At 61.2% G+C, this 15,730-nt stretch carries 14 protein-coding genes; 5 read left to right on the top strand and 9 right to left on the bottom strand.

Annotated elements, in window-relative coordinates; translation table 11 throughout:
* The first annotated feature begins 186 nt into the window (after positions 1-186).
* Together AB4O45_RS09535 and AB4O45_RS09530 are read left to right on the top strand one after the other, a co-directional pair.
* On the top strand, positions 187-510 hold the full coding sequence (locus AB4O45_RS09535; RefSeq protein WP_024014441.1) for a hypothetical protein: 324 nt from the start codon (positions 187-189) through the stop codon (positions 508-510).
* Positions 511-614: 104 nt separating this feature from the next.
* The gene (locus AB4O45_RS09530; protein ID WP_150742306.1) at positions 615-1,376 is read left to right on the top strand and encodes a YdcF family protein; all 762 of its coding nucleotides are present in this window, start codon (positions 615-617) and stop codon (positions 1,374-1,376) included.
* A gap of 116 nt (positions 1,377-1,492) precedes the next feature.
* Here AB4O45_RS09530 and lnt read toward each other — a convergent pair whose 3' ends face one another.
* The 5 genes from lnt to miaB form a co-directional block, all read right to left on the bottom strand.
* Positions 1,493-3,016, bottom strand: coding sequence for an apolipoprotein N-acyltransferase (gene lnt / locus AB4O45_RS09525; protein WP_460161341.1), 1,524 nt, complete (start codon positions 3,014-3,016; stop codon positions 1,493-1,495).
* A gap of 14 nt (positions 3,017-3,030) precedes the next feature.
* Positions 3,031-3,870 (bottom strand): HlyC/CorC family transporter, encoded by an 840-nt coding sequence (locus AB4O45_RS09520; RefSeq protein ID WP_024014438.1) that lies wholly within the window; start codon positions 3,868-3,870, stop codon positions 3,031-3,033.
* A gap of 5 nt (positions 3,871-3,875) precedes the next feature.
* Positions 3,876-4,370, bottom strand: coding sequence for an rRNA maturation RNase YbeY (gene ybeY, locus AB4O45_RS09515; RefSeq protein WP_016773042.1), 495 nt, complete (start codon positions 4,368-4,370; stop codon positions 3,876-3,878).
* Positions 4,363-5,355 (bottom strand): PhoH family protein, encoded by a 993-nt coding sequence (locus AB4O45_RS09510; RefSeq protein WP_016773043.1) that lies wholly within the window; start codon positions 5,353-5,355, stop codon positions 4,363-4,365. The genes ybeY and AB4O45_RS09510 overlap by 8 nt, the downstream gene beginning before the upstream one ends.
* A 283-nt stretch (positions 5,356-5,638) precedes the next feature.
* Positions 5,639-6,967: a tRNA (N6-isopentenyl adenosine(37)-C2)-methylthiotransferase MiaB gene (miaB, locus tag AB4O45_RS09505; protein WP_041477732.1), complete on the bottom strand. Its 1,329-nt coding sequence runs from the start codon at positions 6,965-6,967 to the stop codon at positions 5,639-5,641.
* Between the two features lie 131 nt (positions 6,968-7,098).
* Here miaB and AB4O45_RS09500 point away from each other — a divergent pair, with 131 nt between their 5' ends.
* Positions 7,099-7,428, top strand: a complete 330-nt coding sequence (locus tag AB4O45_RS09500) for a DUF1820 family protein (protein WP_016773045.1) — start codon at positions 7,099-7,101, stop codon at positions 7,426-7,428.
* A gap of 124 nt (positions 7,429-7,552) precedes the next feature.
* Here AB4O45_RS09500 and AB4O45_RS09495 read toward each other — a convergent pair whose 3' ends face one another.
* The 4 genes from AB4O45_RS09495 to AB4O45_RS09480 form a co-directional block, all read right to left on the bottom strand.
* A complete protein-coding gene (locus AB4O45_RS09495; RefSeq protein ID WP_041477733.1) occupies positions 7,553-8,107 on the bottom strand; it encodes a tetratricopeptide repeat protein in 555 nt (184 codons plus the stop codon).
* 224 nt (positions 8,108-8,331) lie between these two features.
* A complete protein-coding gene (gene hemL, locus AB4O45_RS09490; protein ID WP_460161340.1) occupies positions 8,332-9,615 on the bottom strand; it encodes a glutamate-1-semialdehyde 2,1-aminomutase in 1,284 nt (427 codons plus the stop codon).
* 15 nt (positions 9,616-9,630) lie between these two features.
* On the bottom strand, positions 9,631-10,254 hold the full coding sequence (thiE, locus tag AB4O45_RS09485; protein ID WP_056790629.1) for a thiamine phosphate synthase: 624 nt from the start codon (positions 10,252-10,254) through the stop codon (positions 9,631-9,633).
* Positions 10,255-10,272: 18 nt separating this feature from the next.
* Entirely contained in the window at positions 10,273-11,070 is a 798-nt protein-coding gene (locus AB4O45_RS09480; protein ID WP_007909650.1) for a hydroxymethylpyrimidine/phosphomethylpyrimidine kinase, read from the bottom strand.
* A 475-nt stretch (positions 11,071-11,545) separates the two neighbouring features.
* On the opposite strand from AB4O45_RS09480, the gene AB4O45_RS09475 reads away from it, so the two are divergent.
* Positions 11,546-13,897, top strand: a complete 2,352-nt coding sequence (locus tag AB4O45_RS09475) for a hybrid sensor histidine kinase/response regulator (protein WP_252876954.1) — start codon at positions 11,546-11,548, stop codon at positions 13,895-13,897.
* Between the two features lie 95 nt (positions 13,898-13,992).
* Complete coding sequence (locus AB4O45_RS09470; protein ID WP_460161339.1) at positions 13,993-15,648, top strand: acyl-CoA dehydrogenase family protein; 1,656 nt, start codon at positions 13,993-13,995, stop codon at positions 15,646-15,648.
* The last annotated feature ends 82 nt before the right edge of the window (positions 15,649-15,730 follow it).

Below are 15,730 nucleotides of genomic sequence, written 5' to 3'. Positions count from 1 at the left end.
GCTGGAAGTGGAATGACAGGAAGCGCCGTAGCATACATGACCGCGCTTGGCCGAGGGAAACCCTGATTACAGCTGTTTGCCAGAGCTTTTGGGCGACGAGGGCCGTTGGTCGCGGCGTGTAGCCGGTTCGTGCAGTGAAGCTAAGCTCTAATTGGGGAGTGAGTCTTATCTTCAATGAGGTGAGGGATGGTGGAGCAACGGAAAAAGAACGTAACGAAACCCGAGCTGTATGAAAGGTTGATCGATCGTCTGGGCATGGCGCTGGACGCCGTGAAAACCGCTGACCGGCTGCGCGACGAGCGCCCCCTGGAACTGGAATTGCGTGGCTTGAGCCCCGCCGAGTTCAAACTGGTCAAGGCCTATCTGGATCGCAGTGAACGTGAAACGCAGGGATGCCTGTCTCAAGCAGTGAAGCAACTCGATGCAGCACATTCGGCCAAGGTCATCTGGCTCAAGGACAAGGCGCCGCGCAGAGACACCGGCAAGGTGCGTTCTGTGCAGGCCAAGTAAGCGCATGGCAGGTCAGGAAACGGATCTTTTGCAACAGGATCCCGCCTAATGGTTGTAACGCGTAATCAACACTTTTAGGCTTCGGGCATCTTTGGAGATGCCCGATGCCCTTTCGCTATTTCATCAAACAACTTTTATTGCCGCCCGGCATTCTTTTGCTGCTGTTGCTGGTCGCCTGGTGGCTGCGCCGTTCGCGGCCACGCCTGGCTGGCGTGTGTTTTGCCGTCGGTTTTGGTGGCCTGCTGCTGATGAGCCTGCCGGTGGTCGTGCAGTGGAGCGCCAAGGCGCTGGAACGTGAGCCGCCGCTGGCGCGGTCAGAGTGGACGACCTTGGCGCAACGTGCCGATGCGATTGTGGTGCTGGGCTCGGGGCGCGAGCGTGGAGACATCGCCTGGGGCGAAGACCAGCCGACCGGCATAGGACTGGAGCGGCAGCGTTACGCGGCGCGCCTGGCCAAGGCCTCGGGCCTGCCGATTCTGACCAGCGGCGGCCTGCACTACGGCACGCCGCCGACCGAAGCGAAATTGATGGCGGATTCGTTGCGTGATGATTTCGCCGTAACGGTGCGCTGGCAGGAAGGCGAGAGTCGCACCACATGGGAGAACGCGAAGATGACGGCAGATATCCTCTTGCCGCAGGGGATCAAGCGGGTCGTCGTGGTGACGCAGGCGTGGCACATGCCGCGTGCAGTGTGGAGCTTTGAGCAGGCGGGTTTCGAGGTGGTGCCGGCACCGGTGGGGTTCCTCGGTACGGATAACGCTCGCCCGTTTGGCGGCTGGTTGCCGGAATTCAAGTCGATCTGGCAGAGCGGGCAATTGCTCAATGAAGCGGTGGGGCAGGTGGGGTATTCGTTGTTTTACCGCTGAAGATCATTGTGGCGAGGGGATTTATCCCCGATGGGGCGCGTAGCGACCCCTTTCTTACCTTCAGAAGAGGGGACTGCTGCGCACTCCAGCGGGGATAAATCCCCTCGTCATATTTCTCAGAGGGTCTTCGACATCCGGCTCGCCATCAGCGCCCAGCCAAACAGCAGCAGGCACAACGCGATCAACGGCCACGAGCGCCATTGCAGATACGGCGTCAGGTCGTGCATCGGTACCACTTCGCCGTACAGCACACCTTGTTCGAACTGCGGAATCTGTTCGGTGATCTGGCCGAACGGGTTGATCAGGCCAGTAACGCCGTTGTTGGTCGCGCGGATCATCCAGCGTCCGGCTTCCAGCGCGCGCATCTGCGCCATCTGTAAATGCTGCAGCGGGCCGATCGACGTGCCGAACCAGGTGTCGTTGCTGATCGTCAGCAGCAGGTCGCTGCGTGCCGACAGCCCGGCGGCGAATTCCGGATAGACCACCTCGTAGCAGATGAACGGTGCAATCTGGTAACCCTTGGCTTGCAAGAGCGCTTGATCCGACGGGCCGCGGGCGAAGTCCGACATAGGCAGGTCGAAGAACGCGATCAAGCCGCGCAACACGTCCTGCAACGGCACGTACTCGCCGAACGGCACCAGTTTCTGCTTCAGGTAAGTGCCGTCGCCTTCGCCGACCACGGTGATGCCGTTGAAGAAGCGCCGTTCGTGATGCACGGTCTGGCGGATCGGCACGCCGGTGATCAACGCCGACTTACGCTCGGCGGCGAAGTTGCCCATCATCGTCAGGTAGCCCTCGGCGGACTCCTTCAACACCGGCACGGCGGTTTCCGGCCAGATCAGCAGATCGACCGGTTTGGAGCGGAAACTCAGATCACGGTACAGCGCCAGTTGCGCGTTGAGTTCGGCCGGGTCCCATTTCATGCTTTGCGCGACATTGCCCTGAATCGCGGCGACCGTCAGCGGTGCGCCGGACGGGCTGGTCCACGCGTGGCCCTTGAGGACAATGCCCGCCACCCAAGGCCCCGCCAGAAGTACCAGACCGGCCGCGATGAAAACCTTGCGACGAGCGTGCAACAAGCGCGGCGCGTTGTAGATCAGCGCTGCGGTCAGTGCCAGAACAAACGAGACCAGCCACATGCCGCCCACCGGCGCGAGCCCGGCCAGCGGGCCGTCGAGCTGGCTATAACCGGAATACAGCCACGGGAAACCGGTAAGGAACCAGCCACGAAACGCTTCCTGGCCGACCCACAGCGCTGCAAAGGCCAAGGCATCCGCCAGCGGTGCTTCGTTACGCCGCAACCAGCGCGCCCACAGCCACGCGGGCAGGGCGAAGAACCAGGCAATCGCCGCGGTGAACAGCAGCATCAGGAACCCGGCGAGCAACACCGAAGCGCCGCCGAAATGATGAATGCTGTAATAGATCCAACTGGTGCCGGCACCGAACAGGCCGAAGCCGAAGCACCAGCCACGGCCGAGCGCCTGACGCGGGCTCAGCTCACGCAAACCGGCATAGAACAGACCAACCGCCAGCAATGCCAGCGGCCAGATGTCGAACGGTGCGAGAGCGAATGTGGTGATTGCACCGGCCGCCACGGCCAGCAGGTTACCGGGCCAGCCGGGGCGGGTTGTCCAGCGCATTTCAGTCCTTAGAATTAACGAGCGATAGGCGTCAGTCGCAGCAAATGAATCCGACGGCTGTCGGCGTTCAGGATGCGGAAACGATAAGCGCCGATTTCAGTGGTTTCGTTGCGTTTTGGCAAGTGCCCGAACGCGCTCATCACCAGGCCGCCGACGGTGTCGAACTCGTCGTCGGAGAACTCGCTGTCGAAGAACTCATTGAAGTTCTCGATCGGCGTCAGCGCCTTGATCAGGAAATCACCGCTGGGCAGCGGCTTGATGTAGCTGTCTTCTTCGACGTCGTGCTCGTCCTCGATGTCGCCGACGATCTGCTCGAGCACGTCTTCGATTGTCACCAGACCGGCCACACCGCCGTATTCGTCGATGACGATGGCCATGTGGTTGTGGTTGGCGCGGAACTCACGCAGCAACACGTTCAGACGCTTGGACTCCGGCACGAAGGTGGCCGGGCGCAGCAGGTCCTTGATGTTGAAGCTGTCGCCGTTCTCCTTGAGGATCAGCGGCAGCAGATCCTTGGCCAGCAGTACGCCCATCACGTCGTCATGGCTTTCGCCGATGACCGGATAGCGCGAGTGGGCCGAGTCGACTACGGCGGGGAGGAATTCGCGGGGTGTCTGGGTCGCCTTGATGCTGACCATCTGCGAGCGCGGCACCATGATGTCGCGCACTTGCAGGTCAGCCACCTGGATGGCGCCTTCGACGATGGCCAGCGCTTCGCTGTCCAGCAGTTTGTTCTGATGTGCATCACGCAGCAGCTCGAGGAGCTCCTGACGGTTCTTCGGCTCGTGGGCAAAAGCCTGGGTCAGTTTACCCAGCCATGACTTCTGCCCGTTGCTCGATCGATCTTCGCTCATAGCGATTACTCTGAATCCTTTGTTGTAACGATGGGGGAGTGTTCGGTTTCGTCGTCCGCGTACGGATCGGGATAGCCCAGTTCAGCAAGCAACTCGCGTTCCAGCGCTTCCATTTCTTCGGCTTCGTCGTCATCTATATGGTCGTAACCCAGCAGATGCAAGCAGCCGTGAATGACCAGATGTGCCCAGTGGGCCTTTAGTTCCTTGCCCTGCTCGGCGGCTTCGCGTTCGACCACGGCCACGCAGATCACCAGATCGCCGAGCAGCGGGATATCGAGAAACTCGTCAGGCACTTCCGCCGGGAACGACAACACGTTGGTCGCGTAGTCCTTGTGGCGCCAGGTGTGATTGAGCTCGCGGCCTTCTTCCTCGTCGACCAGACGAATGGTCATTTCCGAATCGGCGCTGCGCTGGCGCAGGGCCAGTTCGCACCACTGACGGAACTCGGCTTCACTCGGCGCGCTGGCCTCGGTGGCGATTTGCAGATCCAGCTCAAGCATCGCGCGAGGCTTCCTTCGCGGCTTCGGCACGGGTTTCGAAGCGCTCGTAGGCCTCGACAATCCGCTGCACCAACGGGTGCCGCACGACGTCCTTGGGCTGGAAGTGGGTGAAGCTGATGCCCGGCACGTCTTTGAGCACTTCGATCACATGGTGCAGCCCGGACTTGGTGCCGCGCGGCAGGTCGACCTGGGTGATGTCGCCCGTGATCACGGCGGTGGAGCCGAAGCCGATGCGCGTGAGGAACATCTTCATCTGCTCGACGGTGGTGTTCTGGCTTTCGTCGAGAATGATGAAGCTGTTGTTCAGCGTACGACCGCGCATGTAGGCCAGCGGCGCGACTTCGATCACCTGTTTCTCGATCAGCTTGGCGACGTATTCGAAACCGAGCATTTCGTACAGCGCGTCGTAGAGCGGGCGCAGGTACGGGTCGATCTTCTGCGACAGATCGCCGGGCAGGAAGCCGAGCTTTTCTCCCGCTTCGACTGCCGGACGCACCAGCAGGATGCGGCGGATCTGCTCGCGCTCCAGCGCATCTACCGCGCAGGCCACGGCCAGATAGGTCTTGCCGGTACCGGCCGGGCCGATGCCGAAGTTGATGTCGTTGCCGAGGATTTCCTTCACGTAGCGCTGCTGATTCAAGCCGCGTGGGCGAATCATGCCTTTCTTGGTGCGCAGGGCGACGGTCGCTTCGGCAGGGGCCGGGTTGTCGATATCTGCTGATTCCTGAATGAACAGGTGCACCAGGTCTGGCGACAGCTCGGTACCCTTGGTTTCCCGGTACAGGCGGCGCAGCAGGTTTTCCGCGGACGTGGTGAGTTTTGGATCGCCAATCAGCTCGAACTGGTTTCCGCGATTGCGGATCTCGATGGCCAGGCGCTGTTCGATCAAGCGCAAATGCTCGTCGAATTGCCCGCACAGATTGGCGAAGCGGCGAGCCTCAAAAGGCTCGAGGAGAAAACGATGTGGTTCGATGGGTGCGTTCAAGGTCGTATTTAGCCGCCCTGGGGCAATTAGGATGAAATCAAGGATAACGCCAGTGGCCTGGGTGCGAAAGCTCTTAAATATCGACGCTGCTTTCGAACCCATTCTCTGTGGCTGGCGGGGTCATTTGTGGTGAGGGGATTTATCCCCGATGGGACGCGAAGCGGTCCTGAAACCATTATCAGAGGTGTATCAGATCACCCGGATTGCAGGTTTTGGGTCGGCTGCGCCAACCATCGGGGATAAATCCCCTCACCACAGAAGCCCCATCCACAATGCGATGGTGTTATTGAACCAGCGAACCACGCAGCGAGTGCGGTTGCGCGGCGTCGATGTGCACATCGGCGAACTGGCCGATCAGGGTGGGATTGTCGCAGCGGAAGTTGACGATACGATTATTCTCGGTGCGGCCCTGGAGCTCGCCTGGGTCTTTCTTCGAATAATCGGTCACCAGAATGCGCTGGATCGAGCCGACCATTTGTCGGCTGATTTCGAAGCCCTGTTGATTCAAACGATGTTGCAGCGCGTTCAGACGTTCTTTCTTCAATTCTTCCGGTGTGTCATCGGCCAGATCGGCAGCGGGCGTGCCCGGGCGCTGGCTGTAGACGAACGAGTAGGAGAAATCGAAGCCGACATCGGCAATCAGCTTCATGGTCTGCTCGAAGTCTTTCTCGGTTTCACCGGGGAAGCCGACGATGAAGTCCGAACTGATGCAGATTCCTGGCACCGCAGCGCGCAGTTTGCGCAGCTTGGATTTGTATTCCAGCGCCGTGTGGTTGCGCTTCATCGCCGCGAGAATCCGGTCCGAGCCCGACTGCACTGGCAAGTGCAGGTGCTTGACCAGTTCCGGCACTTCGGCGTGGGCCTGGATCAGGCTGTCGGAGAACTCCAGCGGGTGCGACGTGGTGTAGCGGATGCGGTCGATGCCATCGACAGCGGCGACCACGCGGATCAGTTCGGCCAGATCGGCCAGGCGACCGTCGTGGGTCTGGCCGCGATAGCCGTTGACGTTCTGCCCGAGCAAGGTCACTTCACGCACGCCGTGTTCGGCAAGGTGAATGATTTCCGCGATCACGTCGTCGAACGGCCGGCTGACTTCTTCACCACGGGTATACGGCACCACGCAGAACGTGCAGTACTTGCTGCAACCTTCCATCACTGACACATAAGCGCTCGGGCCGTCGATACGCGGCTCGGGCAGGTGGTCGAATTTTTCGATTTCCGGAAACGAGACGTCGACCTGCGGCAGCTTGCTGCTGCGCGCGGCGTCGATCATTTCCGGCAGACGGTGCAGGGTCTGCGGGCCGAACACCACGTCGACGTACGGAGCGCGATCGCGAATCGCTGCGCCTTCCTGACTGGCCACGCAACCGCCGACGGCGATGACCATGTCGGGGTTGGCCAGCTTCAGTTCGCGCCAGCGGCCGAGCTGCGAATACACGCGATCCTGCGCGCGTTCGCGGATCGAGCAGGTGTTGAGCAGAATCACGTCGGCGTCTTCCGCGCGAGCGGTGACTTCCAGGGCCTGATGTTCGCCCAGCAGATCGACCATGCGCGAGCTGTCGTACTCGTTCATCTGGCAACCGTGGGTTTCGATGTAAAGCTTCTTGGCCATGGATTCGGTCGTCACGTGATTCAAAGAACCGCGCATTATAGGGAACAAGCCGTCAGGTTCCTACCGCTGTGCGTCCGGTGGCTATGCTATAGTTCGCGCCCTCATTTTTACCCCGATGTTATCCGCCCGCCATGACCAAACGCGAAGCTCCAATCTACAAGGTGATTTTCCTCAACCAGGGCCAGGTGTTCGAAATGTACGCCAAGCAGATCTATCAAAGTGATCTGTGGGGTTTCCTGGAAGTTGAAGAATTCGTCTTTGGCGAGCGCACGCAAATGGTCGTCGATCCGAGCGAAGAAAAGCTCAAGGCGCAATTCGAAGGCGTGGTGCGCAGCTTTGTACCGATGCATTCGATCGTGCGCATCGATGAAGTGGAACGTCTGGGCACGCCGAAAATCAGCGAGGCCCGGGGCGCGGTCGGCAATGTCATGCCGTTTCCGATGCCGATGCCTGAAAAGTAAGCTTCAAGACCGCGTAGCCCCCATTCGCGAGCAGGCTCGCTCCCACAGTAGATCTCCAGTGTTCAGAAGATCCTCTGTGGGAGCGAGCCTGCTCGCGAAGAGGCCAGAATGGTCGGCGCAAAAATCAGGGAAGAGGTGAAAACGGCGTACGCCCATCGGCGTTCTGCAGTTCCATCAGGTATTTGCGGAAAATCTGCCCGAGCACCTGAGTGGCGGTTTCGAGATCCTCGCGGGACATCTTTTCCGAGACTTCGTCGGCCGTGTCCAGCGCCTCTTCGGCACCGTTGACCGCTGCCATCTTCAGCACGATGTAGGCCTGGATATTGTTGGCCTGCACACCTTCACCGTGGAAGAACATGCTGCCGAGCTTGTATTGCGCCTGGGCGTGGCCTTGCAGCGAGGCCTTTTCGAAATAGCTCAGGGCTTGATTGAGGTCGCGCGGCGCGTTCTTGCCGTCGTAGTAGAACTCACCCAACTCGTATTGCGCTTGCGCGTCCCCTTCGTCCGCCGCTTTCTGGCAGGCGGCCAGTGCCTGCGTGACGTCTTGCGGCTGAGTATTGAGGGTGCAACGACCCATCGCCGGGATCAACAACGAGTTGCCGCCTGCTTGTGCATGCGCGAGCAGGGGCTGAAGGAGCAACAGGCAGCCCAATGCAAGGGTGCGGCCGGTGCGGTTCATGGGAATCGACTTACCTCTGAAGGGCACGCGGACCCGTCGAGGGATCCAATAAGCGCGCATTATGAAATAAGCAGGGCCAACCTTACAAAGTCTTTACTCGTTTTTCTGCTGCGTGGGGAATATATCGCCCGATTCGGGCAGGATTTTCGCAGGCATGTCGGAAAAACCGAGCGGATGTAGGCGAAAGCTGACGCTGGCCATAGCCAACGTCAGCGGTACGGCGATTATTTCAATGCGGCGAAGGCGCGCTCGGCGGCGTCCAGCGTCAGTTGCAACTCGGCTTCGCCGTGGGCGATCGAGGTGAAACCGGCTTCGAAAGCGCTCGGCGCCAGGTACACGCCACCTTCCAGCATCAAGTGGAAGAAGCGACCGAACATTGCTGCGTCGCTGGCCATCACGTCGTCGAAGGTGACGATGTCATCGGCGCCGCTGAAGTACAGACCGAACATGCCGCCGGCCTGGGTGGTCACGAACGGGATGCCCGCAGCATCGGCACGCTGTTGCAGACCGTCGAGCATGCGCGCGGTGTAGTCGGTCAATTCGGCGTGGAAACCCGGGCGGCTGATCAGACGCAAGGTCGTCAGGCCGGCAGCCATCGCCAGCGGATTACCCGACAACGTACCTGCCTGATACACCGAACCGAGCGGGGCGATGCGCTGCATGATCTCGCGCTTGCCACCGAAGCAGCCCACCGGCATACCGCCGCCGATGATCTTGCCGAACGTGGTCAGGTCCGGCGTCACGCCGTAGTGCGCCTGGGCACCGCCGAGGGCGACGCGGAAACCGGTCATCACTTCGTCGAAAATCAGCACCACACCATGCTTGTCGCACAGCGAACGCAAACCTTCGAGGAAGCCTGGCGCCGGCGGCACGCAGTTCATGTTGCCGGCGACCGGCTCGACGATGATGCACGCCACGTCCTCGCCCACTTCGGCGAGCATCGCTTCAACCGCGTCGATGTCGTTGAACGGCAGGGTCAGGGTGTGTTTGGCGAACGCTGCAGGCACGCCGGCCGAGCTCGGTACGCCCTGGGTCAGAGCGCCGGAACCGGCCTTGACCAGCAGGCTGTCGGAGTGGCCGTGGTAGCAGCCTTCGAATTTGATGATGCTGTCGCGACCGGTGTAACCACGGGCCAGTCGGATCGCGCTCATGGTCGCTTCGGTGCCGGAGCTGACCATGCGCACCATCTCCATCGACGGCACCAGCGAGCAGACCAGATCGGCCATCTCGGTTTCCATCGACGTCGGTGCGCCGTAGGACAGGCCGTGTTGCAGCTGATTGCGCACCGCGTCGAGCACGTCCGGATGGCTGTGGCCAAGGATCATTGGCCCCCACGAACCCACGTAATCGACATAACGCTTGTCATCTTCGTCGGTGACGTAAGCGCCTTCGGCGTGTTTGAAGAACAGCGGGGTGCCGCCGACGCTCTTGAACGCGCGCACCGGCGAGTTGACGCCGCCGGGGATGTGTTTCTGAGCATTGGCAAACAGGGTTTCGGAACGAGACATGATCGGGCTCTCAAATCAGATTTTCAGAAGTTCGTTGAAGGCGCGGGCGCGGCGGGTCACTTCGGCGCTGCTCTCGGCGCCGAACAAACCGTGGATCACGGCGAGCAGATCGACACCGTGCTCGACCAGTGGCGCGGCGTTATCGAGGGTGATGCCGCCGATCGCGCAGATCGGCAAGTGCAGCGTGCGTTTGGCTTCGTCGAGCAAGTCGAGGCTGCAACTCGGCGCACCGGGTTTGGTGGTGGAATTGAAGAAGCGGCCGAAGGCGACATAACTCGCACCTTCTTTAGCGGCTTGTTCGGCCAGGGCGATTTGCCCGTGACAAGTCGAACCGATGATGGCTTTCGAGCCGAGCAGGGCGCGGGTCGGCGACAGCGGGCCGTCGGTCTGGCCCAAGTGCACGCCGACGTTGAGGCGCGCGGCCAGTTCGGCGTCATCGTTGATGATCAGCTGCGTTTTATAGCGCTCGCACAAGTTGCGCAGCGTTTCGGCCTCGCGCAGACGGCGGGCCTCGTCGCTGCTCTTGTCGCGGTATTGCAGCAGGGTGACGCCGCCGTCGAGCGCCGCCTCCACGTAAGACAGAAACTTGCCGGCCAGCAACTGGCTGTCGGTAATGGCATACAGGCCACGTAGTTTCATCGGGCAGACCTCACGACGTTACGAGCAGAAATCCAGCGGCAGGCGACGCGGCACGAACTGGCCTTTGCCCAGTTGTTCGGCATCGCGCAAAGTGCGCCAGGTGTAATCCAGCGCACTGCGCACGGCACTGGCCAGGTGTTCGCCCTGAGCCAGGCGACCGGCGAGGGCGCTGGCCAGCGTACAACCGGAGCCGTGATAGCTGCCCGGCAGGCGCTGGCAGATAAAGGTTTCGCGCAGGCCGTCGCGGCTGTACACGCGGTTGTGGATTTCAGTTTCGTCGCCATGGCCGCCGGTGATCAGCAGGTTTTTGACGAATGGCAGGAGTTTTTCTGCGCACTCGTCGGCTGTGCCTTCAGGCAGTTCGGCGAGGATGCGCGCTTCAGGAAGATTGGGCGTGGCAATGATCGACAGCGGCAGCAGACGCTCGCGCATCGCATAGCCGACCTCGTCCTTGCCCAGGCGTCCGCCGCCGCCGGCACGCAGCACCGGGTCGCAGACCACCGGCAGATGCGGGTGCGCCGAGAGCAGTTCGACGACCGTGTCGACCATCTCCAGCGAACCGAGCATGCCCAGTTTCACTGCGGCGACTTCGGAGTCGTTGAGCACGGCGTTGGCCTGGGCCAGTACCCATTCACGGTCGAGGACGCGGAAGTCAGTGACGTTGACGGTGTCTTGCACGGTCAGGGCGGTGACGGCCGGAGCCGCATGGCAACCCTGCGCGAGCAAGGCTTCGATATCTGCCTGCAAGCCGGCGCCACCACTGGGGTCGTGGCCGGAGAGACAGAGGACAACGGGGCGGGAGCTGTAGATATTCATGGTGCGCGAGCTTACCACCAAAGCTGATTTTGGGGTTCAGTACTCACGGTGTTTGCGAGCAGATTGTCGGACAACCCCGCAGTCTTTATTTGGAGCACATTTGTGGCGAGGGGATTTATCCCCGTTGGGCTGCGAAGCGGCCCCAAACCCTGCAATCCGGTTCTTTCTGACACATCTCGCTGGATGGACTGGCGACTGCTTCGCAGCCGAACGGGGATAAATCCCCTCGCCACAATTGGTCATCTATCAAGGAGGCTGTCGTCGCGAGTTGACCAACCCAACAGCTCTATCTCAGTGCTTTGCCCTGGAACGCCCGTTCTAGAGCCGTTGTAGGAAAAATTTCCATGGTGCTCAATGGCCATCAACGGCTATGCTAGGCTGGATCCAAACAATCACAGGTAATACCGGTTTTACGTCTACTCAAAGGGAATGGGGGGCTTCCTGACACAACCGGACGAGCCACGCTGGGGCTTCAATGCGCTATTTGCTGATGTTGCTGTTCTGCTTGCCCCTCATGGCGAGCGCTGTCGAATTCGACGAATTCACCCAAAGCCTGCCACTGGGCCGATCGCTGCAAGTGTTCGAAGACCCGAGCGGTCAGGCGACGATTGCCGACGTCCGCGCGCAAGACGCCGCCGGCCAGTTCAAAGCCCACGACAAAGCCACGCTCAACGCCGGTTACTCGCGTTCGGCGTTCTGGCTGAAGATCGACCTGCATTACCGCCCGAGCAACCCGGCCGCCCAGCGCACCTGGCTGCTGGAACTGGCGTATCCGCCGCTTGATCACCTCGATCTGTACTTGCCTGGCGCCAACGGCGAATACCGGCTGGTGCGCCAGACCGGCGATGCCTTGCCCTTCGCCAGTCGCGAGATCCGCCAGAACAACTACCTGTTCGACCTTCCCTTCAAACCGGATCAACAGCAGACGCTGTACCTGCGACTGGCCAGCGAAGGCTCGATCCAGGCGCCGGTGACGTTGTGGTCGAGCAGCGCATACCTCGAAGACCAACCGGTGCGCCTGTATGTACTCGGCATCATTTATGGCGTGCTGCTGGGGATGCTGGTCTACAACCTGTTCATCTACTTGAGCGTGCGCGACACCAGTTACCTCTATTACATCTTCTATATCGGCTCGTTCGGCCTCTATCAATTGTCGGTCAATGGCGCGGCGGTCGAGTATTTCTGGCCGGACAACCCATGGTGGGCCAACGCCGCGACACCGTTCTTCATCGGTTGCGCCGGTCTGTTCGGCAGCCAGTTCGCCCGCAGTTTCCTGCAGACCAAGACCCACAGCCCCTGGCTGGATCGCTTGCTGATCGGCCTGATTGCCTTCAGTGCGCTGGTGATCGGCCTGTCGCTGATGACCAGTTACGCCCTGGCCCTGCGCCTGGCGACCACACTGGCGCTGACCTTCACCGTGGTGATCTTTGCCGCCGGGATTCTTGCCTGGTGGCGCGGCCTGCGTGTGGCGCGTTACTTCATCATCGCCTGGTCGGCGTTCCTGCTCGGCGGCATCGTCAATACGCTGATGGTGCTGGGCCTGCTGCCCAACGTGTTCCTGACCATGTACGCCAGCCAGATCGGTTCGGCCATCGAGGTGGCGCTGCTGTCGCTGGCGCTGGCCGACCGCATCAACGCGATGCGCGAACAACAGGCGCAGACCTTGTTCGACGCCGGGCAGAAACTCGAAGTGCTCAACCAGCAACTGGCCCACAGCAACAAGCTCAAGGATGAATTCCTCGCGACGTTGACCCACGAACTGCGCACGCCGATGAACGGCGTGATCGGTTCGCTGGAACTGATGCAGACCGTCGACCTCGATCCCGAGCTTGAGCAATATCAACAAACCGCCGCCGGTTCTGCCCGCGACATGATGCGCATGGTCAATGGCATCCTCACGCTCACTGAATTGCAGGCCGGCAAACTCAAGGCGACGCCGGGCAGTTTCAGCCTGCGCGCAGTGGTCGAGGCGTTGCGCGTGCAGTTCGAAGGTAATGCAGCGAGCAAGTCGCTGGACTTCAAGGTCGAGGTGCTGCCGACCCTGCCGGATCGCTTGCTCGGCGACAGCGCGAAACTGGCGCAGTGCCTGGAATGCCTGCTGGACAATGCGATCAAGTTCACCCGCGTCGGCGGGCTGGCACTGCGCGTTACCGGGCGGCCGTCGGCGGATGAGCGCATGGCGCTGTCGTTTGCGGTGATCGACACCGGTATCGGTTTCACTGATCTGGGCGAGGCGACCCTGTATCAGCGTTTCTTCCAGCTCGATGGTTCGATGACTCGCGAATACGGCGGCCTGGGGGTGGGGCTGGCGATCTGTCGGCAGCTGGTCGAATTGCTCGGCGGCAAACTCACCCATCGTTCCGAGCCGGGACGCGGCAGCCGCTTCCAGCTCGATGTCGAATTCGAACTGCCGGTGATCGAAGCGCCTGCGGATCAGCCGACCCGCGATTGCATTCGTGCGCCGCAGGACTGCACGGTGCTGCTGGTGGACGACAACAGCGTCAATCAACTGGTCATGCGTGGCATGTTGCTCAAGCTCGGTTTCCGCGTGCGCAGCGCTGACAACGGCGCCGCCGCGCTGGACTGCCTGCAACGGGAAAGCTTCGATGCGGTGCTGATCGATTGCCAGTTGCCCCGCCACGAAGGCGCATCGCTGTGCTGCCAGATCCATGCATTGCCGGGCTGTGCGCACTTGCCGGTATTCATGCTGGCGCTGGGTGCGGATCGCGAGCAATGCGCCCCGGGCGCGCCTATCGACTATCTGCACAAACCGGTCAAATTCGAGGATCTGCAGGCTGCGTTGCAGCGCCGCGTGCTCAGTTGCTGATGGGGTAAAAGCGCCGCAAAAACGGCGTCTATGACACTTTGTTCAAAAAAGCACCAGTGCTTAACTGGTGCCATTGCTGAACACGGAGCGCCGTCATGAACCTGCATCAGTTCGCCGAAACCCACGAAGTCACCAATCAGCCGCCGTCGCTGGACGGCACCAACCTGTACCGCATCGATCTGCCGCTGCAGGAGTGGTCGCGGCGCTTTGGCGCCGGTTGGGCCGAGTCGCGGATCGATGCCTACGGCGCACTGGCGGGCGGGCCGCTGATGGAAGCGGGGTTTCTCGCCAACCAGAACAAACCGGTATTCGCCAGCCATGATCGCTATGGTCATCGCATCGATCTGGTCGAATTTCACCCGGCCTACCACGAGCTGATGCGCACGGCGATCAAACATGGCCTGACCTCGCTGCCTTGGGCACACCCGCAGGACGGCGCACATGTCGCCCGCGCGTCGATGACATATCTGCACAGCCAGGCCGAGGCCGGCAGCGGTTGCCCGTTGACCATGACCTTCGCCAGCGTGCCGGCCCTGCGCTTGCAGCCGGACCTGGCCGAACAGTGGCTGCCGAAAGTCCTCGCCACCGAATACGATCCGCGCAATGTCGGCATGGCGCACAAGGCCGGCGTGACCATCGGCATGGCGATGACCGAGAAGCAGGGCGGCACCGATGTTCGCGCCAACACCACCAAGGCTTATCCGGTCGGCGCCAGCGGCCCGGGTCAGGCTTATGAACTGGTCGGGCACAAGTGGTTCTGCTCGGCGCCGATGTGCGACGCCTTCCTGACATTGGCGCAAACCGACAAGGGCTTGAGTTGCTTCCTGCTGCCGCGCCATCGCCCGGAAGACACGCGCAATCAGTTCTACATTCAGCGTCTGAAAAACAAACTCGGCAACCAGTCCAACGCCTCCAGCGAAGTGGAGTTTCGTGGGGCGCTGGCGTGGATGATCGGCGAAGAAGGGCGCGGCGTGCCGACCATTATCGAGATGGTGGCGATGACCCGTTTCGATTGCATGGTCGGTTCCAGTTCGCTGATGCGCCAGGCGCTGACCCAGGCCAGCCATCACTGCGCGCATCGCAAGGTCGGCGGCAAATTGCTCAGCGAGCAGCCGCTGATGCAAAACGTGCTGGCCGATCTGGCGCTGGAGAGCGAAGCCGCGCTGGCCCTGAGTCTGCGCATGGGCAAGGCGCTCGATCATCTGGATGATCGCCACGAAGCGCAATTCGCGCGGCTGGTGACGGCGGTGGGCAAATACTGGATCTGCAAACGTGCGCCAGGAATGATCAACGAAGCCGCCGAATGCATGGGCGGCGCCGGTTATGTCGAAGACAGCATCCTGCCGCGTCTGTACCGCGAAGCGCCGGTGAATTCGACGTGGGAAGGGTCGGGGAATGTGCAATGTCTCGACGTGCTGCGCGCATTGTCAAAAGAACCGGGCGTGCTCGATGTGCTGTTCAGCGAACTGGGCGACGGCCATGGCGACAAGCGTCTGGCCGCACATATCCAGCAGTTGCAGGCGGAATTCAAGGACACCAGTGAAATTCAGTATCGAGCGCGGCAACTGACTGAAGACATTGCGCTTGGGTTGCAGGCCAAACTTCTGTTGGAGGCGGGGAATTCGGCGGTCAGTGATGCTTTCATTGCCAGCCGCCTGAGCGGTGGCGGTGGCGGTCGCGTCTACGGCGGGTTGCCGCGTGGGCTGGACGTCGAAGCCATCGTCGCACGCTCGACCCCTCAGCTTTTCTGACCCACGTCATATCCCCCCTGTGGGAGCGAGCCTGCTCGCGAAAGCGGTGTGTCAGTCGACATCTTTATTGGATGATCCACCG

Source organism: Pseudomonas sp. S2_B10 (assembly GCF_054668425.1).
This window is presented reverse-complemented; position numbering and strand designations above follow the sequence as displayed.

Excerpts from the sequence above, each read along its gene's own strand:
- lnt (WP_460161341.1), bottom strand. The coding sequence starts at position 3,016 with ATGCGCTGGACAACCCGCCCCGGCTGGCCCGGTAACCTGCTGGCCGTG.
- ybeY (WP_016773042.1), bottom strand. The coding sequence starts at position 4,370 with ATGCTTGAGCTGGATCTGCAAATCGCCACCGAGGCCAGCGCGCCGAGT.
- AB4O45_RS09530 (WP_150742306.1), top strand. The coding sequence starts at position 615 with ATGCCCTTTCGCTATTTCATCAAACAACTTTTATTGCCGCCCGGCATT.
- AB4O45_RS09475 (WP_252876954.1), top strand. The coding sequence starts at position 11,546 with ATGCGCTATTTGCTGATGTTGCTGTTCTGCTTGCCCCTCATGGCGAGC.
- AB4O45_RS09495 (WP_041477733.1), bottom strand. The coding sequence starts at position 8,107 with ATGAACCGCACCGGCCGCACCCTTGCATTGGGCTGCCTGTTGCTCCTT.
- AB4O45_RS09470 (WP_460161339.1), top strand. The coding sequence starts at position 13,993 with ATGAACCTGCATCAGTTCGCCGAAACCCACGAAGTCACCAATCAGCCG.
- thiE (WP_056790629.1), bottom strand. The coding sequence starts at position 10,254 with ATGAAACTACGTGGCCTGTATGCCATTACCGACAGCCAGTTGCTGGCC.
- AB4O45_RS09520 (WP_024014438.1), bottom strand. The coding sequence starts at position 3,870 with ATGAGCGAAGATCGATCGAGCAACGGGCAGAAGTCATGGCTGGGTAAA.
- miaB (WP_041477732.1), bottom strand. The coding sequence starts at position 6,967 with ATGGCCAAGAAGCTTTACATCGAAACCCACGGTTGCCAGATGAACGAG.
- hemL (WP_460161340.1), bottom strand. The coding sequence starts at position 9,615 with ATGTCTCGTTCCGAAACCCTGTTTGCCAATGCTCAGAAACACATCCCC.
- AB4O45_RS09535 (WP_024014441.1), top strand. The coding sequence starts at position 187 with ATGGTGGAGCAACGGAAAAAGAACGTAACGAAACCCGAGCTGTATGAA.
- AB4O45_RS09500 (WP_016773045.1), top strand. The coding sequence starts at position 7,099 with ATGACCAAACGCGAAGCTCCAATCTACAAGGTGATTTTCCTCAACCAG.
- AB4O45_RS09480 (WP_007909650.1), bottom strand. The coding sequence starts at position 11,070 with ATGAATATCTACAGCTCCCGCCCCGTTGTCCTCTGTCTCTCCGGCCAC.